The organism is Streptomyces tanashiensis, from assembly GCF_014648895.1.
Classification (GTDB): Bacteria; Actinomycetota; Actinomycetes; order Streptomycetales; family Streptomycetaceae; genus Streptomyces; species Streptomyces tanashiensis.
Map to the genome: position 1 here is coordinate 1 of NZ_BMRZ01000032.1, position 24,815 is coordinate 24,815.

Here is a 24,815-nt window from a genome sequence, read left to right on the forward strand (position 1 = left end):
CGCTGCGCGGCGCCGGGGGAAGCGACCCGGCGGGCCGTCACCTTCGGTGACGGCGGGGCGGTCCCGGTTGGTCCGGGGCCTGCGGGCCGGTGGTGCGGCCGGCGCCGCTGTCTGCGGTTCTCAACACGCCCCCTGCGGGGGCATTTCCACTGGTCAGAGAGCTAATTGGCCGCTGAACCCGGTGTGGATGCTGCTCCGTCCCCTGCGGGGCCGGAGCCACCGGACACGCTCCCACGCCCTCTTACAGGTAACAGTATGTACCCCACACCCCTACCATGTCCACCACGCCGACCGCACCAGGGCCAGTCACACAACGTACTCAGAACCCATCACACCCACGTGACAAGTGGTCTACGCCAAAAAGACGCAGCAAAAAGGGAAGGGCTGGGGTTTCCGGGGCCGGAAAACAGGTGATGACCGCTGGTCAAATACAAAGCACGCAACCCCACATGACGAAACCTCAACCCACCCACAGAAACCCACCCTGACACCCCAACAAAACCCCAGCAAGAAGACGATGATGACGAACCAACGGGAACCGAACGACAAAGCAAAATACGGGCGGATGCAGAAACCACATATGAAGCGATAGAGAAATCGCATCGCGCTAAATACGGAAACTGAATAGGGCTGTATGCAGAAACCGCAAACATCCTGAGCGCAGGGTCCGAGGCCTGGGCGCGGGCGGGGACCAACCCGCCGGCCTTGCGCGACCCCGACCGCAGCCAAGAGACCATGACCACCCCGGCCAAGGGCCGGCTGCTCGGCGAGCCACTCGAAGAAGGTGACTTCCTCCTCGCCGCGCCGCTTCTCCAGGTCCTCGTAGGCCACGGTCTGTGAAGTACACGGTGCGGCAACGGATGAGGTCAGGGGCTTCGAGATGCACCCCGAAGAAGCTGAAGAAGCTCCGGGAGCAGCCCGGAATCATCCGATTTACCCCACCCGGCTGTGGGGCACCAGCTTCTTCATCGCCCCCGGCTGGGTCCTGACGTGTGTCCTGACATGCAAGCCCCGGAGTCAGGAAGAACGTTCCTTTGCCGTCCTGTACGACCATCCCGATCCATCGCAGAACGTCCCAGGTCAGGGCCGCGTGCGCCCGTTGCATAGAACACCGCGGGCCGTCAGTTTGGGGGTCGGCAGGGCATTCAACTTGCCCTCAGGATGGAGGCCTTGCGGGGCTACCCACCAAGCCGCCAATGTGTGGCACCCACTGGAGGACCACCGTGCCCATCTCGATCGACCCGATGCTCGTGCTGCCCCTGCTGGCCGGCGTCGTCGGCATCGCCCTCGTGGCCATCGTCTGCATCGTCGCCCTGCTCCGCGCCGACCGTGCCGACACCGTCGCCGTCATCAAGGCCCTACCCGAACTCGCCGCAACACTCCTACGGCTCCGCCGACGGCCCCGGCGATGACGCCCAGGAGCTCGCCGACCCGCACCCCTGGAGCTCGTTGCGAGTCCGCCAGAACGGCCGCCACCCGCCCCGACACCGTCAACGCGCGGCCGAGCGGCGACTGGTCGGGGCGCTACTCGGCCGACTCGAACTCCACGATCGCGCCCCTCCTCGGCATCATCCCCGCCACCCTCCGGGGCCCACGCCGCTCAGGGGTATCTCTCCTCCGGCACCACCGTCCACGGATCCCTGCTCTGGCCCCGCCACGCAGTCCTCGACCGCCGCGGCTACGCCCCCGGCCGTGGCAAGCGCTACAAGCCACGCGCCGACGGGCTGGGAACGCCTTCTCACCGCAGCCGCAGCAGCCGCTCCGGAGGCTGGCACCGAGCTCTAGACGAAGGACGGCCCGCGCATCGTGCCAGCTCGCCGGGCTACCGCCCGCCATACTTACGTGATGAGCAGTCAGGAAGAGTTAGCCGTGCCTGGTGGGACAATTCGAATAAGCCGAGACCGTGCGGAACCCTCCGAGGCCTTTAGGGTGTGGATCGACGACCTTCGGGTGGGCCTGCTGCGTGCCGGCCAAGAAGCCGTCTTCCCCGTGCCGTCGGGCCCCCACCGCGTGCAACTGCGCGCGGGATTTTCAGTGGTTGGCAGAGCTGGGGACAGCGAGGTGTTGCAGATCCTGGTGGAACCGGGTGAGGTCGTCTGCTTCGATAGCAGAGTCCTTCCGGGGCTGTGGGTGAACAAAATTCTGCTGCACCGCCGGGGAGACCCGTCCATCTCCGAGCCCTCTGGTTCCAGCGCCGCCGACGCCAGGGTCCTGGGGGTAACGCAGATGACGCGCATCGAGGAACTGCTCGGCGAGGACGTGCGGCTGATCGACAACCGTGCCAGCCCTGCCCCCGTTACACGCAGCCTGAAGGCCAGCCGCGAGTGGACCCGAACCCTGACGCTGGGCGAGGACCGCCGCGAAACCCTGGGCGGCAACGTGAGTGCGAACCTTCTCTGGCTCTCGGCAAAGGGAAGCATCGAAGCCGAACTCCAGCGCACCCTCTCCCTCGCAATCGGCAGTACACACCTGTTCGAAGAGGAAATCGGCGTCACGATCCCCGAACGAACGGCCGTTCGCATCGTGCTGAGCTGGAAGCGCATCTGGCAGTGCGGCGAAGCCCGTGTGCTGCTCCCAGACAGATCGGTGCACATCGTGCCGTACCAGGTTGTGGTGAGCGTGACCTTCGATCAGAAGATCCAGGACGTCACCAGCCTCCCGGATGGATAGACCGTCTTCCCATAGGCCTCGGCGCATCCTCACCGGCAGCGGTGAGGATGCGCCAAGCGAGCCAGTCCACGGACGGGCGCCGGCACCCCGTTCCACCCGCTTCGGCGGCAAGGGTGCCGGCCTTTTGCATGCCGCGGTTCAGGCACGCATCTCGGCGGCCCGCTGTCTGGAGACGCACGGCGGCCCGCACCCCTATTGGGGGTGCGGGCCGCCGCTGTGCTCGGGTGATGGGTTCCGTCGTCGCCACCGTCCTCTTGGCCAGCGGTCACGTCACGCTAGCGCTGGCGTCAGTGAGCTTCCCCACAAGTTCCACCCATCACGCGGCTCAATCTCCCAAATCTCGCTGAGTTTGACAGTTTCGTAGGCTGCATTGTCCGGATCCAACTGACTGAGATGAGTGTAGGCAACTCTGCTGTAGGCGGTGAGGCAATCTTGCCAGGAATACCATCCAGCAGCCAGGTAGATTTCCCTCCGGAGCGACGACCCCTGGTCAGCAAATTTCCAGGTGTACCAGCCGGACGCCAGATAGATGCGCCTGTCGATACACGAGCGAGCATCCGGGTCCGGAAATTTGACTATGAATTGCTCGCGTGTGTTATATGCCGTCTCACCCGCAGCTGAAGCTGAAGGTGATCCCGACATAACGAGCGCTGCAGCGACTGCAACCAAGGTCGCGTATTTCAGTTTCCCCATTTTTCGTACCCCCACAGTTGACTCCCCAATTTAATCAACACAGGGATGGCAGCATATCCCATCAAATCTTGGCCTTGGTAGGGCATAGAGTCGTGGCCCACCGCCCGTTTAGGGCATTTCGGTTGGCGGGCACTCGTCCCGTTTTCGACAGACAGTAAGGGTGCCCGCCTTTTGCCCGTCTGGGCTCGGGCAGGGCTACGCCTCCGGGGACGCGGGAGCGGCCGTGTGCGCGTGGCGCAGTGCGGTGCAGCGGGTGCCGTCTGCGGGGTGCCACTCCATCGCGGGTGTCACGGCGGTGCCGTGGTCGGTGCAGTAGGTGGTGGGGATGATGCCGCCGCAGGTCTGCCGTGCGCACCGGCACCAGGTGCTGTGGGCGATGTAGGGCAGCGCGTGGCGGATGACGCCGCCGGTGGTGCGGGGCGAGGCCGTTCCCCGCAGGTGGGCGGGCCACGCCAGGGTAACGCGCAGGCCTCCGGATCCGGCCCGGAACCGGTCGACCACGCGCAGGCCGTCGGGTACGGCGAGCGGGGTGGTGCCGGGTGCGGTCAGTTTCCGGAGGGACGCCCCGGTCTCGGCGACCGTGAGTTCGGCGAGCGTGTCGGCGTCGGTGTCGGTCATCCAGCCGGACAGGAGGTCCTCGCCCTCCGGGTCGTCGGTGAGCTCCAGGAGCGGATCGTCCATGCGGAAGCGCTCGGGCGCCCCCGCGCCGAGGGACGGCTCGACGGTGAGCGTGGCGGCCGGTACGTCTGAGGGGACGGCGATCTTGTCGTGCGCGAGGAGCCACGCGACGACCGCGCTGCGGTCGAACTCGGGATGCACGTCGGTGCCGGCCGTGGGGGCGGGGAAGTCGGGGTGGCGGCGGCGCCAGTTGACCACCGCGGCCCGGCCCACGCGGGCGATCCGCGCGACCCCGGCCAGGAGGAGCCTGTCCTCCCCCTGCAGGTCGGGGGTGAGCGCGGCGAGTGGGGAGCGGCGGCCGGCGGTGAGGGTGCGCAGGGCGTGCCAGTCCACGGACGGGCGGATGACGGGGAGGAGGGCGATGTCCTCGGCGGAGTACAGAGGGATGGTGGTGAGGCCGCCCTGCCGCTTGTAGTCGACATCCACGGAGCCGACCGGGGCGATCCATCCGAGCCGCACCACGTGGTCGAAGTCGGTGCGGCGCACGCCCAGGCGGTGGGCGGCTTGGTCGGGGCCGAGGGGGACGTGGCGGTCGAGGAGGGCGGGCAGGTCGCGGCGGCGGGCGAGCATGTTGACCTGGTCGGGGTGGACGTCGGGGTAGGCCGGCTCGCCGCCGAGGTAGGTCAGCAGTCCGGCGCGGGTGAGGTGGCCGACGGCGGCCGGGGTCACGCGCGGCCGGAACCGCAGCGGCTCCCCCAGCGCTTCCGTCAGCAGGTCGGCCGCCCAGGTGGCTCCGGCGGGGCCGCGCAGGGCGGCGCGGACCGCTTCCGCGTCGGCCGCCTCCACGACCGCCCGGGACCACAGCCGGGGTCCCGCGTCGGCGGCGGGGGGCGACGCCTGTGGCGGTGGCCCAGCGCCAGGCGGCGACCGGCAACCGCAGCCGGCCCGCGGCCTCTGACTCGTCGTACGACTCGCGCATCACTCACTCCGATCTCACGGTGGCGTGGCCCGTGAACCGGGCCACGCCGGAAAGGTGAGTGCGTCGAGCCGCTTCGCGGCATCCCCGGTCGCGTCAAGGACGAGCTGATCCCGATCACCGAAGACGGTACGCGATAGGAGGCTCAGGCGATTGCGGTGGCGATGGAGCCGATGCCCGCGGCTGCGGCCGCAACGGCGGCGAAGCCCAGCCCCACGATGAGGAGCTGTGCCGACAGTCGGAGCTTGGCCATTCCCTCGGCCATCTTCCCGAGGGCGGCGAAGTCGGCCCCGGCATGTTCCTTGACGGGGTTGGTATCTGGTGCGGGTCTCCCGTTACTGCTGCTCTTGCTGCTGTTGTGCTCCAGGAACCCCATCACCGTTCCCACGATGAGGCAGAGCCCCGCCGCGATGAGCGAGAAGATGGTCACTGCTTCAACGAGTGGGGATATGGAAGTCATCTCGACTCCAGGTGCTGCAAGTGGAACGCCGTGGGCCTTGGGATCCGGCGCACGACGACAACGGTTCCATCGATCTCGGCGGGGTACCGCGCGTCTGTGACCTCGGGAGGAACGAAGAAAGTCACTTCATCGGCTTCCTCGTCGAACTGCCACGTCAGAAGCTCTCCAGCGGACATGCGTTCCCGAGCGAAGGAGTCGATTCGCTCACGCGAGGCCGTCATCTCAGCTCTACGTCTGCTTCCCGGAACTGGTACGAGATGTCCTGGACAATGCTGTACAGGCCCTCGTACCCGCCCACGATGACGCCAACCAATTCGTCGGACTGGTTGAAGACGGGAGCTCCGGAGTCGCCGGGTGCCGAGATCGCGTAAGCGGTCATAGCTGCTTCGCCCCAGTCCCCGCCTTCGGGCTGGTTGACGAAGGGGTTCCCCGCGGTGAGCAGACGAGAGCGCTGGCCGCTGGTCACAGCGCCGAAGGCTGTGACTTCGTCCCACCGGGAGGCGGCTCCTAGGGTGGATGCCTTGGGAGCAGCTCGGATGCCGTCCGGTTCGGTCTCTTCGAGGATGATCACCGCCACATCTGCGGTTTCCTGGCGAGGGGCGGTACGGCCACAGTGCATGGACCGCTGGACCTCGCCGACCAACTGAGCTTTCCCGTCATAGGCAAGGACCCCGGCGTTCGGTGCGGCATGGCCAGCCGTGAGGATTCCCCGCTGGCTGTAGGGGTGAATCTCTACCGGTACCCCGTAGGTTGCCGGGCCGACGCCGCAGTGGGCCCGTTCCCCGGGCGCGACCTGCTCCATGGGGGGAGGCACACCGATGACTGAGACCTCCGTGTCCGTCTGGTCCCTCACCTGCTCGTAGACGTCCTGTAGGACAGCGTCGATGGGCGTCTTTGGCTTGTTTTCGGTACCCGCATGCCGCATCCGCATGATGGGAACGGGGATGGCAACGACAACTGCCGGCACCACTTTCTCTCCGGCCGCCTGAGTCAGCGTCACCGACAGTACGGGATACGGGTGCCCCCGCCCGGTGAGGAGGAGCTGGTCGCTCCGCGGCTCCATGGCCTGCATGCCGTAGGCCACTCTCGCTGCAGCCTCGAAGGCCTCTGGATACGCACTTTCCAGCGCCTCGGAAAGGAGCGTGTTCATAGATCCAGGTTCCCTCTTTCGGCTCCACCTCGCACCTCCATCGGATCACCCATTGGTTGCCTCACGGCGAGGGAGCCGGAGCGTTCCTCCGGTGAACCCCGTCCCCCACGCGGGGGACACGCGGCGGGGTCCCGCACGCCGGCACAGCCGGTATGCGGGCCACCGGCCGTCTGCGCTACGCACCCCGAGGACGCGGGAGCGGCCGTGTGCGCGTGGCAGAGCGCGGTGCAACGGATGCCGACGGCGGGGTGCCACTCCATAGCGGGCCAGAGCCCGAAGTGGAACATCTGCTGTCCCGGTCTCGTGAACAGAGCCAGCGGGGTGTTGCGGGGGGGGAGCCACCCATGGCACGGCCTGCCGAACTGGCAGGGCAGTGACCGGACGAAGCGGCTTTCCGTGCGATTGACCTGCCCGTCGTCGGTCGGGCACGTGACCGACGACAAGCCCCGGAGTTCGAGCCGGCGCCGATCCCTGGCGCTCCGGCCCCGGATGACCACGCCCTTCAAGAGGCGTTCAGCGATTCAGGTACCTGTAATGCGCCATGCGGGCGCCGGCCGCCTTCTCCGTCGTACCGAGGGCCTCGGCGAGCCGGGGCAACGGGACGGCATCGCCGGCAATGTACCGGGCGGCGATCGGCCCGAAGTCGGCGACGATCGCCTCCATCTCCTCGGCCGCCCTCAGCACGAGGAGCGGCTCGTCGTCGACGAGCTCGTCCAGGCGCCCGCGCAGGGTTCGCAGCAGACCCGCAACGTCGTCCGGCAGAGGTACCGCGCCCGTGGCGACATCGTCCATGTGCGCCTCCCAGTCCCTCTCGGGCCCGGAGATGTCATAGGCCTCGCGGCCGGCGCGGAGGACCTGTTCCCAGTCCAGTGGGACGGTGCGCTCGCCGCGCCACCCGCACGCGCACTTGCCCCGCATCGACGTCGCGGTCGGCCGGCGCAGGGAGCCGTCGTACACCCACCAGTCGGTCGACTCATGGAAGTAGGCGCCGCTGCCCAGGTCGAAGAAGACCGGGCCTGGCTCACTGCCGTCCGCCAGCAGCACCCCGACCTCACCCTCGTGCGTCTCGAACCCCTCACGCTGCCAGCTCATCGAGCATCCCCTCGTCGTCGGCGGAGGCGGTGCCCGAGGGCCCGCCGCCTCCACGATGGGGCAGCGAGGCGGTCACCCGCAGCAGGGTTGGCATATTCCAACAGCACATCGGGAGCACGCGAGGCGCCGCGCGCCCCGCCGGGACCGGCCCGCGCGCACATGACTGTGCCCCCGCAGGTCACTTAGGTTCTAGTGGTCATCGCAACACCCCAGTTCAGGGGATGCGATGGGCTTTGAGATTCGCCAAGACCGGCGGTGGCAGGGGTCACAGATCCTGGTCCGTGAGCGGGAGGAATACTTCCGGCTCATGGACCAGGGTGTCAGCAGCAGAGAGGCGTGTCGGCTCGTCGGAATCGACCGGCGAACAGGACTGCGCTGGCGGAATGGATACACCCGGTCGGATAACGAAAAGTGGACACCGCCGGTCAATCTGGCGATCCCCGACCCCGGGCCGTCACGGCACCTTCGGGAGTCGGAGCGCGTCCACATCGCCGACCGGCTGCGGGAGAACGTCTCGCTTCGAACGATCGCCGCCGAACTGGGACGCAGCCCCTCCACCATCAGCCGGGAGATACGGCGCAACGGTTCGTTGTGGCGGGGCAAGGGCTGGGTCTACCGGCCGCACGCCGCCCAGTCCCGCGCTGACGCCCGCCGTCCACGCCCGAAGCCCGGAAAGATCGGCCAGAACCCCGAGCTGCGCGACTTCATCCAGCACCACCTCGAACGGCGCTGGAGTCCCGAGCAGATCTGCCAGGTTCTACGGGCACGCTTCCCTGACCGGCCGGAGATGCACGTGACCCACGAGACCGTCTACCAGACGCTCTATGCCCGAGGCCGCGGAGAACTCCGCCGCGAGCTGACCAAAGCCCTGCGCACGGGCCGTGCCATGCGCCGACCGCACCGGCAGTCCTACCGGCGCCAGCCACGCATGTCGAACGACATGGTGATGATCAGCAAGCGGCCGGCTGAGGCCGCCGACAGGGCGATCCCCGGGCACTGGGAGGGCGACCTCATCATCGGCAAGGCCCACAAGTCCGCGATCGGCACGCTCGTCGAGCGCTCCAGCCGATTTGTCGCCCTGGTCCACCTGCCCGACGGCTATCAACCCGCCCGGGGCCGCGACGCTCTCATCCAGACCGTCTCGACGCTACCTGCCCAGCTCAGACGTTCTCTCACCTGGGACCAGGGTTCCGAGATGGCCCTGCACAAGCAGTTCAGCACCGCCACCGACATGCCCGTCTTCTTCTGCCATCCCGCCAGTCCCTGGCAGCGCGGCTCCAACGAGAACACCAACGGCCTGCTTCGGCAGTACTTCCCCAAGGGCGCCGACCTCGCCCGCTACACCCGCGACGGACTCGACACCGTCGCCGCGGAGCTCAACAGCCGGCCGCGCAAAACACTTGGGTGGAAGACGCCGGCTGAGCGCATGGGTGAGTTGCTCATCCCGGAAGCTGAGTACCGAGGGTGACCGTGCCATCAGGACGCCGACGACGGCCGCACTGGGGCACCATGTGAGGGCGGACCGAAGGCTGACGGAGGGGCCGGCTCAGTCGCGTTGGGGTGTCGTACTGCGGGGCGGCCCGTGCTCCGGATTCGAGGTGCCGCGCACGTACCACGGGTCGGCGTTGTGGGGGAGGAAACCCTTGGTGCCGTACTCGTCAGAGATCGAAATGGAGAGGTAGACGCTGCACGTCTGCCCGGTGGCGGCGCCGAGGTAGTCGAGCCTGATTCCCGGCGACTCGTCGGGGAAGGTGTCGAACACCCAGGTCGCCGGACCCGTGTGAAAGCTGCTGTCAGCCTGCCCGCAGCCCGCCCCGGGCTCCGGCACCTGCTTCAGCACTGCGGAACCGTCCGCCCGGACCGTCAGACGCCCACCATCCGAGGCCGACCAGACCCCCTCCACGTCACTGACCGTGAGTGGCGGACCGCTATGGCCCTCGGCCAGGTCCACGAGGAAACCCGTCAGCGCCGCAATGACAAATCCCCCTGCAGCAAGCGACAACCAGACGAATCCCCGTGGCCGAGTAGTCACTGAGACCCTCTCTTCAGACAGGTGACCTGGGCGTCTCCCAGTTCCCCGAGTTTTCGCCTCAATCATGATCCAGGCATTGCCCAGAGGGAACCCGGCAGCGGCTGCTGGGCGGCGAGCTACTGGGCTTGTTCAGCTCAGGTCCTGGCGCGGAAGCCAGCCGACGGTAGCCGATCAGGCCTGCGGGACATACTGAGACAGCGGGTCGACGAGGGGCAACACCGGGCGTGGCGGCCGGGTGCCAGAAGGCCGGTCACTTCCGGCGCCGGTGAAGTACCGACTGACGTAAGGCGAGGCGCCTACGGCCTGACGGCCGCAGACGCCTCATTCCTGTTGATCGTGCTCACCGACACCACCGCGGTAGATTCCAGCGATCACGTGTTGCGACGATCACTGGAATCCGCCATCCTCTGGTTCCCACTCCCGACGCAACGCCTCACCCCTCTCCTCGATCACCACAACGCGACCAAGTTGAATGCGAGCACTACAGAGGCAGGACCAGAACGCCGGAAGCCGGGACAGCCGGCCGTCAGATCGGCTACAGAGAGCTACTTGTCACTTCGCGGCAGCTTCGGGAGTACAGGGCCTACACCTTCAGCATGCAGCGCACCGACAGGGCACACGCCGAGTACCTCGACGCCTTCAAGAAGGTCGCCGACGACGCACTCCACCGCCCCATCGGCCCAAGCGTGCCCATCCACACGATGGACGACGTCCCCGGCCCCACCCGCGTCCGAGCCATGCTCCACGAACTCGTGACGATCCTGCGCAAGCCAGGAACCCAGCTGACCGGATCCACCCGCCGGATCAGAACCTGCGCCCGCCCCTGCGCCACCGTACGGTCATCACGGACTCCGACAGGACGGGCGCAACAGCCGGGCCCGCGTCCCCACACGTGCGCGGGCCCGGCCCGCACCACGATGAAGGGTCGCCACTGCCGAACGGGGCCGGACATGACGGTGGCCCCGCGCACGTCCACGCGGGGCCACAGGGGCAAAGCGTCAGGTCCCGCTCTCTTGCCGCATCAGGGCACGCAGGAGCGCGGTGTGCTCGTTGGGGCCGGTGACTTCGTCGACGAGGGCGCAGAAGCTGCTCAGGGAGTCGTGATCCCGCAGATCAGGAACCCGGTCTGATGTTTTGAGGGCCGCTCGGATGGTTGGCCAACGCTCGGCCCAGCTCTTCAGGTGCCAGGCCAGCAGTTCGTCGAGGAAAATCACGGCGGAGGCAGTGTCGTTCCAGTTCTGCTGTTTGGTGAGGGAGCGTCGGCCGATGAGGATGCGCTCGAAGCACCAGAGCAGAGCGAAATACGCCTGGAGTATCTCGTGCGTCTCTGCGATGGGTGGCGGGTTGTTCGGTCCTGTCTCTCGGTAACGGGTGCCGCTGCGGAAGTGCTCCAGTACGTCCCTGGCTTCGGCCGTGGTCCCGGTGGTGAGGTCGGCGTGCAGGGTGCGCGCCAACTCGTGGGCAGTATGGGTGAAGGTTCCGCGTGCTGAGCGTCGGGCCCAATAGGCCGCGTACACGGCAATCGCCGCCGACACCGCGGCTACGACCGCACTCAACCAGTCCGCCATCCCTACCCCCTGGCTGTTCCCTATCCCGTGGTCCCTCAGCGGTTAGGACCCGGGCATCAGCCAGGCTGGTTCCCCATCAGGTGCTGGGCGATGCCTCCGCTACTCGCAGCAAGCGTGAAGGCCAGCCGGACGCTGCACCTCCAGGGCACCACCGCCTCGATCGCCTCCCACATCGCCGCCAGCGTGGCCACCTTCGGCGCGGTGATCTCCCCGGTGGAGGTGGCCACATTCTCGGCGGTCTCCTCCAGTACGACCTGCAGTGCGGCGGCGAGCGGGCCCGCCTGGCTAGACAAACCATTCATACTCCGGCCTCGGTGCTGGCGGGCTCTCATATTCAGCCAGCCGGTGACCGTATGTGGCTGCGGGGGCGGCTCCAGCGCTGAGGTGCAACGTCAAGCGGGCCCGCCAAGTGGTGGGCCCGCCGTCGGAGTATCGTCAGTGGCGGGCCTCCCACCACAGGATGATCAGGGTCACTGTGCCGCTGCCGAACTGGTATGCCATGCCTCGGAAGAACTCACCCGAGACGCTCCTTCCTTGTTCGTTGAACCACTTCCGCAGGTGGCTTGCGCTCTCCGCGCGTGGCCAGTCCCAGCGGGCCAGGTGCCTCCACCTGCGGTTCGGGTTACTCTCCTCCATACGGAGTTCCCTTCATGTGTAGGCGTGATGGAACACCGCGCAGGGAGCCCTCCCAACATCGTGGCCTAGGAAACCCGTTGGGGACGCAGGGCTCCTTCTGCGCGTTCGCGGAGCGTACTGCGGGCATCGTGTTGTGTGTCCAGCGTGATGCCGTTGGTAGACCCGAGACCCTGGATCGTCAGGTGCGTTCTGGTCCGGATCTCGCAGTGCCGGCTCATCCGGTCGCGCAGCGGGCGCAAGGCGCCTGCGGCCGGGACTCTGGTCCATGAGCTGTGCCGCGTCTCGGGCTGCGAGCGGGGGCCGGTCTCCGCGCATTCTCTGAAAGTGCACAGCGATCACGGAGAGCCGTACCTCCTCGCCGTGACCCACGAGCTGGTGACCGACTCCCGTCTGTCCTCGGCCGACGTGGGGGTCTACATGCGCTGCCGGTGGCTGACGGACATCTGCGCCCCCTACGGGGACCTCGACTGGCTGATCGCCGAACTGCGGATGCGGCCGGAGGAGACCCGGGCTTCGGTCCGGCGTCTGGTCGAACTCGGCTACCTCCATACGGTGGGACAGGCCGAGGTCGAGGCGATCACCGCGCGGGCAGTGGCTGAGCGCGTCCGGGAGGGCATCGAGACGACCATGGACGACCTCACCCCGGCTGAGCGGACGGCTGTCGCCCGTTTCGCGGACCTCGTGGACCGGCGCCGGGATGAGGCCGTGGCAGCGATGGACGCCGAGACCGACCGGGAACTCGGTCTCGGATAATCCAGCCTTCGGTGAGGCCGGACTGACGGTCTCGACGCTAAGCGAGCGCGTCACTGACGGCGGATCAGAACGAGCGTGCCGTTCGAGGTGCGGCGTACGGTCGCCATGACCCCGACAGGACGGGCGTCCCCAGCCGGTCCCGTGTCCCTTCGCACGTGCGCGGGACCGGCTCTGCCCGGTGACGACCTATCCCTCCACGTCCTTGAGGTCGATCACCCCAAAGTCTCCTGCCGAAGATCCGGCATGCGCCGGTGATGAGGCTCCATGGATTTCCCAACCGGCTGCTCGGAGGTTCCACAGACCTGCTCGCCGCGATTCCCCACCTGCAGCACGCTGCGAACCAGTGCCGCTTGGGCGGGACCAGCTGCTGCTGGGCCGCGGAGGCTGTGTCAGCGCCTGCTGCCATCCTTCTTCGATGATCGACGAACACGAGAAGCTGCTGGCGGGGCTGGACGATGTGGACTGGGCCGGCCTGTCGCACGCCTACAGGTCGGCGCATGACGTTCCAGGGCACATACGCACCCTCTGCGGGAGCGACGACGAGGCGCGGGAACAGGCGTTCAGCAGCCTGTTCAGCAGCATTTTTCATCAGGGCAGCCGGTACTCGGCCTCTCCCTTCGCCGTGCCGTTCCTCGCGAGGATCACCGTCGCGGGGCCCGCGGCCGCCCGTGAGGACACGATGCGGCTGCTCACCCGCCTGGCCGTGGACTGGCACGACGAGTACGACGTGACCACCGGTATCAACGTGGCCGGATGGCGTGCGGCCGCGGCGGAGGTCGGGCCGGAAGAGTTCCTGCCGTGGTACGAGGAGCAGCTGGCCGCCGCGACGGATGCCGACAAGCGCGCACAGCTGCAGGAGATACGGGACTGGGTGGCGGCCGGCAACTCGCCCGACTCCCGGTGGTCGGCGCTTCAGTCATACGACGCGGTCCTCGCCGAACTCCCCGGCCTTCTTGTCCTGCTCGATGATGCCGACGCCTGTCTGCGGACCCGGATCGCCTACCTCCTGGCCTGGTTCCCCGAATTCTCCGCCACCTCCCTGCCACGCCTCCTCGCCCTTGTCGCACGCGAGAAGGACCCGGTCACCGCAGCCACCGCGCTGCTCGCCGCCGGCCTCGTCGGCCTTCCTTCCATGGCCGAGGACATCACCCCGTACTTGGATGCCGCAGACCCGCTGATGCGGTGGGCCGCGGCCACCGCCCTCATCCGTCTCGCTGGCCTCGACGGAGCCCCTGTCGGCCCCGGACTGCTCGGCAGGGCTCTAACGGAACTCACCGCAGCTGCCCGCAGCCCTTTCGATCGTGTGACCGACTACTGCGAGGGCGACCTTCACGGCCACATCGAGCGCACCCTGCACGCCCTGCCGTCCGGCTCGGACCCGGCCGCCGTGCGCGAGGCGCTCGACGCGTGCCTGCCCCGCATCGTCTGGGACTACTACGGGTCCCGCACCCGCAGGGCGATCGAGGAGCTCTTCCCCGCTCCGCAGCCGCACCCCGCGCCCCGCTACGCCGACCTGACAGCGGCGCAGCAGCAGCTGCTGGGCGATCTCGCCGGCCACCGGCACCCCTGGCTCATCCGCTCGTCCGCCGACCGGCTGCGGGAACTTGGCCTTCCGCATACGCAGGAAGCCCTGCAGTCCTTCGTCGGAGCGCACCGCACCACCTGAAGCCCCGCAGCACCGCGCGGCGAGCGGAGGAGTGCTCAGAAACGTGAAAGGCGGCCACGGCTGCTCGGCGCGACACACACGCTGAACAAACGGGCGGCCCCTGCTGGCCACCTGTGAGGCGCTCGTTCCCATTCCTCACTCAGTTGAGAAACGGAGCACGTGAAACGAGCAGCCCTGGCCGATTTCAGGGATTCCCATCACCGGGCCGAACCTCGGGGAGGTGGTCCACGTCCTCCGCGAACAGCCCTCCGCGCGGGGCGGGCGCATCCAGTCGGGCAGTGCGGTCATGGCTTCGTCGTAGCGGTGCGTCGGGTCCGGAAGGCGGCGCGCGGCGGGGCTGTCCTACTCGGCCGGCAGACGGAGCATCGGTTCGAAGGCCGCGTCCTCCTCGCCCTCGACCGAAGGGAGGAAGCCGTCCGGGACGGTGCGGGCGGCCGTGGTGAGGAGGCGGGCCAGGACCTCGGGCTCGGTGGCTGGGGGGAGGCGGAGGGCGGCGAGGAGGCGGTCGCGGACCTCGGGGTGGTCCGGGTTGTCCTCAAGGTAGTCGGCGTTGAGCGCGGGGGGACGGAAGCCGGCGAGGGCGTCGTGCCAGGAGGGGAGGACGATGGCCAGGGTCAGGGCCTCGGCGAGGGACTCCGCGATGAGGGAAGCCTGGCCCTCGGAATCGGTGTAGAGGACGGGGCGGACGCGGTCGGAGCCGGCCGGGCCGCAGAGGTAGTGGGTGCCTCCAGCGTTGCAGCCGGCCACGGGCTCCACCGGGAGGCCGGCCGGCAGGGCGATCGACTCGATGGGGTCGGTCCGCATGAGGTCGAACTCACCGTCGCAGGCTAGGTACGCCTCAACCTCGGGGTCGGCGGCGATCCGGCGGAGCAGGGCCTCGTCGGAGAGGGCGGCCGGGTTGAGGCCGCGGGCTGCTTCGGGTGCCAGGGGGTGGCCCGCGAGGACGTGGCGGACGGTGTCGAGGGGGACGGGCCGCCCGTAGTCCTCCTCGAAGTGCGCCTGGACGGCCTCGGGGGAGCGGTCGGTGAGGAGGCGGAAGAGGCGCCCGGAGCCGTCCGGGTCCGGGCTGCCCGAGGGGAACTCGATGCCCGAGCCGGTGCGCCAGGCGCTGCCGCCGGTCTCCCACCACAGGCAGGCGGTGACCCGCGGGGCGCCGAGGCCCTCGTCGACGAAGGCCGGGTCGTCCAGGAGCGGGCGCAGCGCGGCGGGCACCTCGTCGATGACACCGGGCCAGACCTGTTCGTCGTCCGTGGCGTACGGGCTCATCTCCGACTCGTGGTCGAAGCCGCGGACGAGCACACCGGCCGGGGTGAAGAGGACGGAGAAGTCGTCACCCGAGCCGTTGTCCATCAGGGCCACCTCCGTCCCAGGCCCCCAGGTGGTGGAGAAGGAGTAGCGGGAGAACCGCGGGTCGCGGCAGATCGCCTGGTCCAGCACGGCCAGCGCACGCAGGTACGCGCGGAGCTCGGCGGGGTCCGGGAGGAGGGCGGCGGTCGTGTGCACGGTGTCCATGGGCTCATGCAAGCAGCCGGCACTGACATCCAGGGCGGCGGTTCGGTCACACCTGCTCTCTCACACAGGGAACGAAAAGCCCAGCTCACGCAGGCGGGGCAAGCACACTGCGAGGCATTGCTCCACAGACGCGGCATCGGTTCGCACAAGGACGTCCTCGCGCAACGGCGCTCCACTGGCGACGAAGGTCCAAGGCTTGCCTCTCTCTGCCATCCGCTCAGCGTCGGCCTTGAACAGCACCGTTACGCCCTGTTCAGCCAGTGCTTCCATAATCGCGACGACGTCCACCGGCACTCTCCCCTCCCGAAGCGCTTCGAACGCGCCATCGGACGAACATACTCACTCCGGGCCGGACCCTGGACACCGCCCGCATGACCCAAAGTGACCGATCGGGGCGCTCTGAGCTGGAATACGCGACACCTCAACATGCGAGCTCACCAGTCCCGAGGCCGGTGTTCTGGGTCTCCTCCCGCGACGGCGGCGGGGAGCGTCAGGAGGTCGACGGGTGCTTCGCCGCTGGCGTGTGCGGGTGCGGTGACGGCGAGGGAGGCCAGGGCGAGCGTGGCCGCTGCGGCGGCCCGGGTCCGGTAGGTGATCACGTTCCGTAGGGGTAGCGGCTCGGGTGGGTGCGGGTGTCGCGGATCCCGGGGAGGTCACTCGTGGGGGTAGGCAGGTTCACCGCAAACGATCACTGGGGGCTCGTGCTGGTTGACGCCGCGAGCTCCGGCATGGCGCGCGGGGCTGGACGCCTGCGGGAGGGTCAGGTGGGCGCCCAGGACCGTGAGCTTGGGCAGGAGGTGGCTGTAGCCGCGGTGGAGGTGGTAGGTGCCGTGGATGGTGGTGGTGCCTTCGGCCGCGAGGGCGGCGATGACGAGGGCGGCGGCGGCCCGGATGTCGTGACCGGTCACCTCTGCAGCGGTGAGGGCCGAAGGGCCGTGGACGGTGATGGTGGGTCCGTCGGCCCGGACGGCGGCGCCGAGGCTGCGGAGCGGGCTGACGTGGGTGGCGCGTGAGGTGTAGATCCGCTCCTCGATGCGGGAAGTGCCGGGTGCCTGGGTGAGGAGGGCGGTCAGCTGGGGCTGGACGTCGGTGCAGGTGGCGGAGGTGGTGGCCGTGTCCACGGGCCGGGGTCCGGCGGGGCAGCGGGCGAGCGTGCCGCCGTCGGCCGGGACGAGCTCGATTCCGGCGTCGCCGAGCAGGGCCGTGAGGGCCGTGGGGAATGTGGTCGCGGGGACGTTGGTGAGGTGGACGGCTCCGCCGGTGATGGCGGCGGCCATGGCGAGCGTGGTGGCCTCCAGGCGGTCGGGCGGGACGGGGAAGACGCCGCCGGTGACGCGGTCGGTGCCGGTGATGTGGAGGGCGCTGGTGCCCTCCCAGGTGATGCCGACCCCGCCGGACGCGAGGAACGAGGCGGACTCCAGGACTTCGGGCTCCCGGTTCGGGTTGAGGATCTTGGAGGTGCCTGGCGCTCGGGCGGCGAGCAGCATCGCGGTGACGGTGGCTCCCAGGCTGGGGCCCCATTTCTGGGTCATGGCGTCGGTGGTGAACGGGGACGGGGCCCGGCCGTGCAGGCGGGCGTCGACGTGGGTGTCGGTGACGTCGAGGGTGGCGCCGGCGGCGTGCATGGCGGCGAGGTGGCGGTCGATGAGGCGGTGGCAGAAGGCGTCACCGCCCGGCAGGGGGAAGCGGACCTGTCCGGCCCGGGCCAGGAGACCGGCGGCCATGACGGCGGTGGTGCGGATGCGGCTGCCGAGCTGGTCGGGGATGACGGGGTGCCAGACGGCGGCCGGGGTGGTCTCGATGCAGTCGCCGGTGATCGTGGTCGGGGTGCCGGTGAGGGTGAGGATCTCCGCGCAGACCCGGGTGTCCAGGATGCGCGGGATGCCGGTCAGGGTGAGTGGCTCGTCGGCGAGCTGGGCGGCGGCGTACAGGTGGAGGGCGATGTTCTTCGAGCCCTGGACTGCGGCTGCGCCGTGGAGCCGGTGGCCTCCGGTGACGCGGACGGCCTGGACGTCGGTGGCGGGCCGGGGGTCGTTCGTGGTTTCCATGTCTGACTCCTGACGAAGGAGAAGGTCCCCGGCCGGGGACCTTCTCGGCTGGTGCAGGCGTGTTGGCACACGGCTCTTGGGGGAAGGGCACGGTCTCGGCACGCGGGGCCGCTGGGGCCGTGCCGGCGGCGGGTCTAGCGGCGGGTGGCCGTCGTCGCCAGGGGGTGCCTGAAGCTCTCCAGGCTGTGGGCGAGGGCGTCGTCCAGGGGTGTGCGGTCGAGGGTCCCGTAGGTGCGGGTGAACCGGGACAGGTCTGCGGTGAACGAGCTGATCTCGTTGATGCGCGGGGCGGTGTGGGTGATCGTGCCGCGGCCGGCGGCATGAATGACCGCGTGGGCGATGTCGCGGACGGGAACGGCCCGGCCGGAGCCGAGGTTGACGACGGGCAGCAGTTCGGGCCGGTCCAGCACGCGGGTGAGCATGGTGACCGCGTCGTCGATGTACGTCAGATCGCGGGCCTGGGTGCCGTCGCCCTCGATCGTGAGCGGGCGGTCCTCGGTGACGGCGGAGAGGAACGCGGGCACAACGGCGTCCGGCCCTTCCATCGGGCCGAAGAGGTTGAAGAACCGGACGATGCCGAGCTGGCAGCCGTCGTCCAGGAGCGGCCGGTAGATGTCGGCGAGCTGCTCGGTGGCGACCTTGCCCACCGCGTACGGGGAGCGGGGCGCGTACGGCGCGTTCTCCGCGAGCGGGCCGGTCTGTTCGCCGTAGACCTCGCAGGAGGAGGCCATGATCAGGCGGCGGGCGGTCGAGCCGACGAAGGTGGTCAGGAGGTGGCGGTCGGCGGCGACGTTGTGCTCGACGTTGCCGGTCTCGAAGCTGTCGGGGACGGACTTCAGGGCGGCCAGGTGGACGACCGTGTCGACGCCGTCCAGGTCCCGGGCCGTCAGGGTCCGGACGTCGCGGACGACCAGGCCCTTCGGGCTCGGGCGCCGGGAGCTGACGGACAGGTTGTCCAGCGGGATGACCGTGTGCCCGGCGGTGTCGAGGGCGTCGGCGAGGGCCGAGCCGATGAAGCCGGCGCCGCCGGTGATCAGGACGTTCATGGGTGCCTCCGCGCAGGTGCGAGCAGCGAGGCGGCTGGGTCTGCCGTCCGTCTGCTGCCGTCACCCTCGCGCCGTGGCAGGCCCGTTCGGCAGCGCCCGGGGCGTGCTCGCACACGGTGTGCGGGAGCGGCACACGATGTGCTCCCGCACGCCCCTGTCGGCCTGCGGGAAGGGGGATTACTGTCGTGTGTCCCGTCGGTGCACTGGAGGTACCCATGGGCCCGAGCACGGACTTAGGCACGGTGTTCCGCGTTGCCCGCTGTGAGCGGCGGCTGACTCAGTTTCAGGTCGGCCGGATCGTCGGTTACTCGGCCTCGGCGATCTCGCGGATCGAGCGCGGGCGGATGCGCGTAGACCTTGAAACGCGCCTGCGCCTGGCCCACGCGCTGGGGATCCCCCCGGAGCGGGTGAGCGGGTTCCCTGTCCCCGTAGGCCCGGTGATCGATACCGTGGCGGACGTACCGGTGCCGGACGAGGAGGACGCGATGCGTCGCAGGACTGTGCTGACCGGGGCTCTGGCCGCCGGGACAGCGGCCGTCGTCGGCACAGACACAGCCGCCGCGGTGCCGGCCGCCCGCCTGGAAGACATGCTGTTCCATCTGCCGAGCGGTGAGCCCGCGCCGCTCCAGACCCTGGCGACCCGGACGGCCGCCGCCCGCGAGGCGTTCACCGCCGCCCGCTACACCCGGCTCGGTGCCGCTCTGCCCGGCCTGCTCTCCGCCGCCGAGGCGACCAGGGACACAGCCACCGGCCGGGCCCGGCAGCAGGCCTCCGCGATCCTCGCCCGCGCCTACGTCCTGGCCGCCGAACTCGCGGCGAAGGATCACTCCGACGCCGCGTGGGTCGCCGCCGACCGTGCACTGGCCGCCGCACGGGCCAGCGGCATGCCGGTCCCCATCGGCGAGGCCTCCCGCGTCCTGGCCATCACCATGCGTCGCTCCGGCCGCTCGGCCGCAGCCGTCCGCCTCCTCACCCACGAAGCAGGCGGTCTCGACCCCGCCGAAGCCCGCACCGGCGCCGTCCGCACCAGCCTGCTGCTCACCGCCGCGTACTCGGCCGCAGCGGGTCGGGACCGCACCACGGCGCTCGCCCTGCTGGACGAGGCCGAGGAGGACGTCGAGCGCCGCCCCGACGCCCCGGGCGGGCTGTTCACAGTGGAGGCCACACGCGCGCAGGTCGACGGATATCGCATCAGCGTCCACAACGCGCTCGGCACCCCCGACGAGGCCGTGAGCGTCGCGCGGGACCTGAACGTCGGCCTCATGCCGACCGCCGAACGCCGGGCACGAGCCTGGACCGACACGGCCCGCATGTGGCACGCGCTCGGCGACAGCACCCAGTCGTTCGCCGCTCTGCGCCACGTCGAGCAGGAAGCCGCGCAGGAAGTCCGCCGTCCGGCACTGCGGGCCCTGACCTCGAACCTGCTCTACGGCCCCACGCGTCTGCCCGGACTGCGCGAGTTCGCCGTACGCACCGGGGCCGTCCCCGCCTGACCGACACACCCCCGGCCGACGGACTGACCCCGGTCCGTACTCACGGTGCCGGCGCGAACCAGGCCCGCTCCTCGCCCTTCTCCACCAGCGCGATGAGCTCCCGCATCCGCTCACTCATCGGCGGCAGCGCGTCGAGCCGGTGCCAGCCGACCTCGACCGACTCGTCATCGCAGACCCGGGGCACCTGACCCGGGTCTGCCGGACGGCAGGCGAACACGATCTCCAGGTACTGGGCGCGGTCGCCGTTGCTGTGCCTGACCGGCGGGGAGTGCGTGACGGCGGCGAGCCTCTCCACCACCACCCGCACTCCGGTCTCCTCCTCGGCCTCCCGCGCCACGGCGGCCGCCGGGTCCTCGCCCGGCTCCACGATCCCGCTCAGCGGCGTCCACAACCCGGCGGACGACCGACGCTGCAAGAGGACCCGCCCGTACTCGTCCCGGACCACCGCGACGACCCCCGGCAGCCACAACAGACAATCCGGACCGACCGCATTTCGCAGATCTGACACAAAATCAGGAATCATGCAGTCACCCTAGGGCCTGTCTGACAAACGATCACCAGGCCGAGGTTGGTGGGCTCGGTTCAATCGCCGTGCCGTTCGCGCTCGGTCTGCGGAACCATCGGACCGCGACCGAGCCGGAACACCTGCGCGGCCTGCCGCCGCCGGCAGACCGCGGCGACCCGCACCTGCTCGGCCTGCGGCAAACCGGCCGAACTGGACCCCTGCTCGAACTGCCGCCCCAGGCCGACGACCCCATGCGCGCTCTGCCACACCACCGCACCCGTGACCGCACGATGGCCGCTCGGCCCAGTCTGCACCCCCTGCTACCGGACCGCCCGCAGCCACCCCATGCCCTGCCCGGTGTGCGAGCGGACCCGGGTGCTCATCGGCCGCGTCGACCAGCACCGGGTCTGCGGGCCCTGCGCCGGCGTTCTCGACCCCTACGCCTGCGAACGCTGCACCGGACCGCGCTCCTACAAGGTCGGCCGACTCTGCGACCGCTGCGCCGTCGCCGACCACCTGGAAGAGCTGTTCACCGACGTAACCCAAGCGGCGGGCACCGGGCCGCTCGCGGCGATGCGGGCGGCGCTGGCCCAGGCCCCGGACGCGGGAACGGTCCTGAACTGGCTGCGTGGCTCGCGCTCCGCCCGCCTCCTGCGCGACCTCATGGCCACCGGCCGCCCGCTCTCCCACACCGACCTCGATACCACGATCGACAGCCGATCCACGGCGATGACCGCCGAGTACCTCCGCAGCCTGCTGACCGCCTACCAGGTCCTGGATCCCCGCGACGAACTCGCGGTGCGGATCGTCCGGCACCTGGAACGGACCGTCGCCCGCCACCCTGAGCACAGCGCCCTGCTCCGCGCCTACGTCCACTGGTCCCTGCTGCCCCGCGCCAAACGCCACCAGGCCGACCGGGCCGGCGGGGTCAAGCACCGGATCCGCTGGGCCTACACCCGCATCAACCTCGCCACCGAACTCCTCACCACGACCGCCAGCCACGGCCGGACCATCGCCACACTCGACCAAGGCCGCCTCGACGCCTGGCTCGCGGCCAACCCAGGAACCCGCTACGAGGTCCGCGACTTCGTCGTCTGGGCCCACCGCCGCCACCACGCCCGCGACCTCCTCGTGCCGCACCGCCCGAAGGTCGACCCGGTCGGCCTGGACGAGGACTCCCACTGGGACCTCCTCCGCCAGTGCCTCACCGACACCCGCCTCGACCTCGACGTCCGAGCCGCCGGCGCGATCCTCCTGCTGTTCGGCCAACACCTCACCCGGATCGCAGCACTGCCCACCGCCGCCCTGACCACCGGAGACGGGACGACGCTCCTCACCCTGGGCCGAACCCCGATTCCGCTGCCCACCACCCTGGCCGGCCTCTTGACCACCCTCGCCGACCGCCCCGCTCCGCAGGGCTGGGCCGCAAACACCAACGCGGGCTGGCTGTTCCCCGGCCACCTGCCCGGCGCCCACATCTCCGCCACCGCCCTCAGCCGACGCCTGGCAGCCCATCACATCCCCAACAGGCCCGCCCGGACCACCGCCCTGGTGGCCCTCGCCTGCGACCTGCCGCCCGCTGTCCTCGGCCCGATGCTCGGCCTCCACCCGATCACGGCCGTCCAGTGGCGCCGCCGCGCTGCCTCCGACTGGACTGCCTATCTGGAAGCCCGCACGTCGCAGGCCTACAGCTGATCCCCGTGCGCCCGACAATGCGTCGGGCAGCTTCTCCGAACCTGCTGGAGTCCGACTGTGAGGTTGTCAGTGGCAGGGGCGATGCTTTCCGTGTGACGAGCCAGGATGAGTACCCGATCTCCACTCAGGCCGTGGGCGGCCGGCTGCCTGATCCGCGTTCCGTGATCGAAGGCACCGACTGGGCTGCGCTGGAGCATGCCTACGGAGCCGCGCAGGACACACCGATACGCCTGCTCCAGCTCCTGGACGAGTACTCGGAGGTTCAAGCGGGGGCGCTGGGACTGCTGGACATGTCCGTCCTGCACCAGGAGTCCTTGTACAGCGCGACGGCGCCTGCCGCGTTGTTCGTCGCCGCGGTGTTGAATGATCCCCGCACTTTGGCCCGTCACGAGGACTACTCCACCTGGGATGACCGCCCTCGCCCACTGCGCGCGGCTTTGTTGGAATGGTTGGGCCAGATCGCGGATTCGGCAGCCTACGGCGAGACGACCGATGAGGAGGATGGCAACGATCCGGGTGTCACCGATGCGGTGCGCGCTGTCCGCGGCGTGATCTACGACGCAGTTTCCCCGCACCTCTTGGACCCTGACCCCACCGTTCGAGAGGCCGCCCTGAGCGCCACCGCCGCGCTCCTCCAATCTCCCGACTTGGCTGATCGGATCTCAGGCACCACCCAGATCCTCCGGCGGCTCCTCGCCGAGAGCGCCGACCGGCGTGAACGCGCCGCCGCCATCTTGACCATCGGGGCCTGGGGTGAGGACACCACCGGCTGGCTCGCCGATCCCGACCCTGCCGTCCGTGCCTGCGCCGCTCTGTCCCCGGGATGCGCCAGCAGCACCACGGCAACGCGGACGATCCTCCGCGCCCTGCTCGACCCCGCAGCGATCGATTCCTGGTTCCGCGAACCCACCGCCGCCGACCCTTGGGCCGGAGACCCGCTGCCTCGCATCGAAGGCCGCCTACGGCACGCCCTTCTGCTTACGGCCATCGACCGCGTCAGTGACTTCGAGGAACTCCTGCCCTCCGCCATGGCTTCCGTGCCGTTCTGCAGCAACCTCACCATCGCCGAGGACTGGGGACCGCTGCTTGCTGCGGCGTTCCCTTCCGGCTATGAGCAGGGTGCCAAGCTGACTCCAGCCCAGCACCGTTACCTGGACGCTCTCGCCGACCGCGACGTGTGCTGGCGATACACCCAGCTCATCACCTCGTGGTTCGACGACATCGGCCTTCCAGCAGACCGCAGCGCCATCAGGGCAATTCTGGCCGGGGCACAGCCACACCAGTAGCGACGCTTGCTCGGAACCCACCGAGGCGGGCAGGAATACTGCACAGTTCGAATGACGCTCCCCGCCAGCTGGCGCCAGCGCGTGGACGCCCGCCCGGCGGGAGGCGTACGCGAACGACCAGGGCGCCGCGGCGTCGCTCGTCGCGGTCACCGCGCGCACGAACCGGTCCAAGGCCGATCAGGACCCGCGAGAGTGGATGCCGCCGCTGCCGGACGCACACTGCCGGTACGTCTCGGAGTGGGTCGCCACGAAGCTCCGCTGGGGCCTGTCGGCCGACCAGGGCGAGGCCGAGGCACTCAAGGCGTACGCCCAAGGCCCGTGCGAGGCCAGCGTCGTCCACTACACGACCGCCCTCTGACCTGTCCCCAGCGTTCCCGCGCCCCTCGCACCACAGCCTCAGCAAGGAGAGACCCATGCCCAAGCTCCCCCAGGCCCTGGCAGCCGCCGCCTTCAGCTGCGTCCTCGCCGCCGGTCTCGTCGTCGCCACCGGCGCGACCGCCAGTGCCGACCGCTGCCCCTCCAGCCGCTCCCCCAGGATCAACGGCGCCAAGGCCCACTGGACGCTCGCCTGCGACATGGGCGACGTGAAGGTCTACGGGTGGGTCGACGACACCAGCGTGGATGGGAAATGCGCCGTTGTCCGTATCCGTCCGGCCGCGGGCCGGACCCGGGAGTTCGAGGCCTGTGGATTCGGTACGCGGGAGACGTTCAGTGTCACCTTCGACGAGCAGAACGTTGCCGAAGTGACCCTGCGCCTGCGCTGACTCCTGCTGCGTGAGATCCCCGGGACGCGCCGTTGATGCTTCCGCGCGCCGCTCGGGGTGATACCTGACCGGTCCCGCGTCCATCGCGGGGCAGGTCCTTCTACCGTTCCACTCACCTGCCGCAAGGGAACCCCGCTGCTGATGACTCCATG

At 69.5% G+C, this 24,815-nt stretch carries 23 protein-coding genes and 4 pseudogenes; 11 read left to right on the forward strand and 16 right to left on the reverse strand.

Annotated elements, in window-relative coordinates:
- Positions 1 to 759: 759 nt before the first annotated feature.
- Positions 760 to 847, reverse strand: a pseudogene (locus IE237_RS41235) (DUF6104 family protein); the annotation flags it as partial.
- Positions 848 to 1,223: 376 nt separating this feature from the next.
- Here IE237_RS41235 and IE237_RS39660 point away from each other — a divergent pair.
- Positions 1,224 to 1,412 carry a hypothetical protein gene (locus IE237_RS39660; protein WP_189807079.1) on the forward strand — a complete coding sequence of 63 codons (189 nt, stop codon included), beginning with the start codon at positions 1,224 to 1,226 and terminating at the stop codon, positions 1,410 to 1,412.
- Positions 1,413 to 1,845: 433 nt separating this feature from the next.
- Positions 1,846 to 2,670 carry a hypothetical protein gene (locus IE237_RS39665; protein WP_189807080.1) on the forward strand — a complete coding sequence of 275 codons (825 nt, stop codon included), beginning with the start codon at positions 1,846 to 1,848 and terminating at the stop codon, positions 2,668 to 2,670.
- 888 nt (positions 2,671 to 3,558) lie between these two features.
- Here IE237_RS39665 and IE237_RS39670 read toward each other — a convergent pair.
- The 4 genes from IE237_RS39670 to IE237_RS39685 form a co-directional block, all read right to left on the reverse strand.
- Positions 3,559 to 4,827 (reverse strand): hypothetical protein, encoded by a 1,269-nt coding sequence (locus tag IE237_RS39670; RefSeq protein WP_189807081.1) that lies wholly within the window; start codon positions 4,825 to 4,827, stop codon positions 3,559 to 3,561.
- Between the two features lie 275 nt (positions 4,828 to 5,102).
- Positions 5,103 to 5,417, reverse strand: a complete 315-nt coding sequence (locus IE237_RS39675) for a hypothetical protein (protein WP_189807082.1) — start codon at positions 5,415 to 5,417, stop codon at positions 5,103 to 5,105.
- Positions 5,418 to 5,634: 217 nt separating this feature from the next.
- Positions 5,635 to 6,567: a trypsin-like peptidase domain-containing protein gene (locus IE237_RS39680; RefSeq protein ID WP_189807083.1), complete on the reverse strand. Its 933-nt coding sequence runs from the start codon at positions 6,565 to 6,567 to the stop codon at positions 5,635 to 5,637.
- 513 nt (positions 6,568 to 7,080) lie between these two features.
- Complete coding sequence (locus IE237_RS39685) at positions 7,081 to 7,659, reverse strand: hypothetical protein (RefSeq protein ID WP_189807084.1); 579 nt, start codon at positions 7,657 to 7,659, stop codon at positions 7,081 to 7,083.
- A 226-nt stretch (positions 7,660 to 7,885) separates the two neighbouring features.
- Here IE237_RS39685 and IE237_RS39690 point away from each other — a divergent pair, with 226 nt between their 5' ends.
- The gene (locus IE237_RS39690) at positions 7,886 to 9,127 is read left to right on the forward strand and encodes an IS30 family transposase (RefSeq protein WP_440862304.1); all 1,242 of its coding nucleotides are present in this window, start codon (positions 7,886 to 7,888) and stop codon (positions 9,125 to 9,127) included.
- 78 nt (positions 9,128 to 9,205) lie between these two features.
- Here the strand turns inward: IE237_RS39690 and IE237_RS39695 are convergent, their stop codons facing one another.
- From IE237_RS39695 to IE237_RS39705, 3 genes are all read right to left on the reverse strand, one after another.
- A complete protein-coding gene (locus IE237_RS39695) occupies positions 9,206 to 9,661 on the reverse strand; it encodes a hypothetical protein (protein WP_189807085.1) in 456 nt (151 codons plus the stop codon).
- 1,028 nt (positions 9,662 to 10,689) lie between these two features.
- Positions 10,690 to 11,259 carry a hypothetical protein gene (locus IE237_RS39700; RefSeq protein ID WP_189807086.1) on the reverse strand — a complete coding sequence of 190 codons (570 nt, stop codon included), beginning with the start codon at positions 11,257 to 11,259 and terminating at the stop codon, positions 10,690 to 10,692.
- Positions 11,260 to 11,315: 56 nt separating this feature from the next.
- Positions 11,316 to 11,552: a hypothetical protein gene (locus IE237_RS39705; protein ID WP_189807087.1), complete on the reverse strand. Its 237-nt coding sequence runs from the start codon at positions 11,550 to 11,552 to the stop codon at positions 11,316 to 11,318.
- 667 nt (positions 11,553 to 12,219) lie between these two features.
- Here IE237_RS39705 and IE237_RS39710 point away from each other — a divergent pair.
- Both IE237_RS39710 and IE237_RS39715 read left to right on the forward strand, forming a co-directional pair.
- On the forward strand, positions 12,220 to 12,648 hold the full coding sequence (locus IE237_RS39710) for a hypothetical protein (RefSeq protein WP_189807088.1): 429 nt from the start codon (positions 12,220 to 12,222) through the stop codon (positions 12,646 to 12,648).
- 415 nt (positions 12,649 to 13,063) lie between these two features.
- Positions 13,064 to 14,314, forward strand: coding sequence for a hypothetical protein (locus tag IE237_RS39715; protein ID WP_189807089.1), 1,251 nt, complete (start codon positions 13,064 to 13,066; stop codon positions 14,312 to 14,314).
- Between the two features lie 211 nt (positions 14,315 to 14,525).
- On the opposite strand, the pseudogene IE237_RS41240 reads toward IE237_RS39715, so the two are convergent.
- From IE237_RS41240 to IE237_RS39740, 6 genes and pseudogenes are all read right to left on the reverse strand, one after another.
- A pseudogene (locus IE237_RS41240) lies at positions 14,526 to 14,602 on the reverse strand (Uma2 family endonuclease); the annotation flags it as partial.
- A gap of 54 nt (positions 14,603 to 14,656) precedes the next feature.
- On the reverse strand, positions 14,657 to 15,826 hold the full coding sequence (locus IE237_RS39720) for a hypothetical protein (protein ID WP_189807090.1): 1,170 nt from the start codon (positions 15,824 to 15,826) through the stop codon (positions 14,657 to 14,659).
- A 60-nt stretch (positions 15,827 to 15,886) separates the two neighbouring features.
- Positions 15,887 to 16,114 (reverse strand): hypothetical protein, encoded by a 228-nt coding sequence (locus IE237_RS39725; RefSeq protein ID WP_189807091.1) that lies wholly within the window; start codon positions 16,112 to 16,114, stop codon positions 15,887 to 15,889.
- Between the two features lie 146 nt (positions 16,115 to 16,260).
- Positions 16,261 to 16,425 carry a hypothetical protein gene (locus IE237_RS39730; protein WP_189807092.1) on the reverse strand — a complete coding sequence of 55 codons (165 nt, stop codon included), beginning with the start codon at positions 16,423 to 16,425 and terminating at the stop codon, positions 16,261 to 16,263.
- Positions 16,426 to 16,479: 54 nt separating this feature from the next.
- Positions 16,480 to 17,874: a UDP-N-acetylglucosamine 1-carboxyvinyltransferase gene (locus tag IE237_RS39735; protein ID WP_189807093.1), complete on the reverse strand. Its 1,395-nt coding sequence runs from the start codon at positions 17,872 to 17,874 to the stop codon at positions 16,480 to 16,482.
- Positions 17,875 to 18,008: 134 nt separating this feature from the next.
- Positions 18,009 to 18,920, reverse strand: coding sequence for an NAD-dependent epimerase/dehydratase family protein (locus tag IE237_RS39740; protein ID WP_189807094.1), 912 nt, complete (start codon positions 18,918 to 18,920; stop codon positions 18,009 to 18,011).
- A 215-nt stretch (positions 18,921 to 19,135) separates the two neighbouring features.
- Between IE237_RS39740 and IE237_RS41245 the strand changes: the two are divergent.
- Both IE237_RS41245 and IE237_RS39745 read left to right on the forward strand, forming a co-directional pair.
- A pseudogene (locus IE237_RS41245) lies at positions 19,136 to 19,267 on the forward strand (helix-turn-helix domain-containing protein); the annotation flags it as partial.
- 138 nt (positions 19,268 to 19,405) lie between these two features.
- Positions 19,406 to 20,413 (forward strand): XRE family transcriptional regulator, encoded by a 1,008-nt coding sequence (locus tag IE237_RS39745; RefSeq protein WP_229844205.1) that lies wholly within the window; start codon positions 19,406 to 19,408, stop codon positions 20,411 to 20,413.
- A 40-nt stretch (positions 20,414 to 20,453) separates the two neighbouring features.
- On the opposite strand, the gene IE237_RS39750 is transcribed toward IE237_RS39745, so the two are convergent.
- Positions 20,454 to 20,882, reverse strand: a complete 429-nt coding sequence (locus tag IE237_RS39750) for an NUDIX domain-containing protein (protein WP_308433167.1) — start codon at positions 20,880 to 20,882, stop codon at positions 20,454 to 20,456.
- A gap of 113 nt (positions 20,883 to 20,995) precedes the next feature.
- Positions 20,996 to 21,187, reverse strand: coding sequence for a hypothetical protein (locus IE237_RS39755; RefSeq protein WP_189807097.1), 192 nt, complete (start codon positions 21,185 to 21,187; stop codon positions 20,996 to 20,998).
- 10 nt (positions 21,188 to 21,197) lie between these two features.
- Between IE237_RS39755 and IE237_RS39760 the strand changes: the two genes are divergently transcribed.
- From IE237_RS39760 to IE237_RS39775, 4 genes and pseudogenes are all read left to right on the forward strand, one after another.
- Positions 21,198 to 22,613, forward strand: coding sequence for a hypothetical protein (locus IE237_RS39760; RefSeq protein ID WP_189807098.1), 1,416 nt, complete (start codon positions 21,198 to 21,200; stop codon positions 22,611 to 22,613).
- Between the two features lie 92 nt (positions 22,614 to 22,705).
- Positions 22,706 to 23,899: a HEAT repeat domain-containing protein gene (locus tag IE237_RS39765; RefSeq protein ID WP_229844196.1), complete on the forward strand. Its 1,194-nt coding sequence runs from the start codon at positions 22,706 to 22,708 to the stop codon at positions 23,897 to 23,899.
- A gap of 67 nt (positions 23,900 to 23,966) precedes the next feature.
- A pseudogene (locus IE237_RS39770) lies at positions 23,967 to 24,257 on the forward strand (HNH endonuclease); the annotation flags it as partial.
- A 55-nt stretch (positions 24,258 to 24,312) separates the two neighbouring features.
- Positions 24,313 to 24,663: a hypothetical protein gene (locus IE237_RS39775; RefSeq protein WP_189807099.1), complete on the forward strand. Its 351-nt coding sequence runs from the start codon at positions 24,313 to 24,315 to the stop codon at positions 24,661 to 24,663.
- The last annotated feature ends 152 nt before the right edge of the window (positions 24,664 to 24,815 follow it).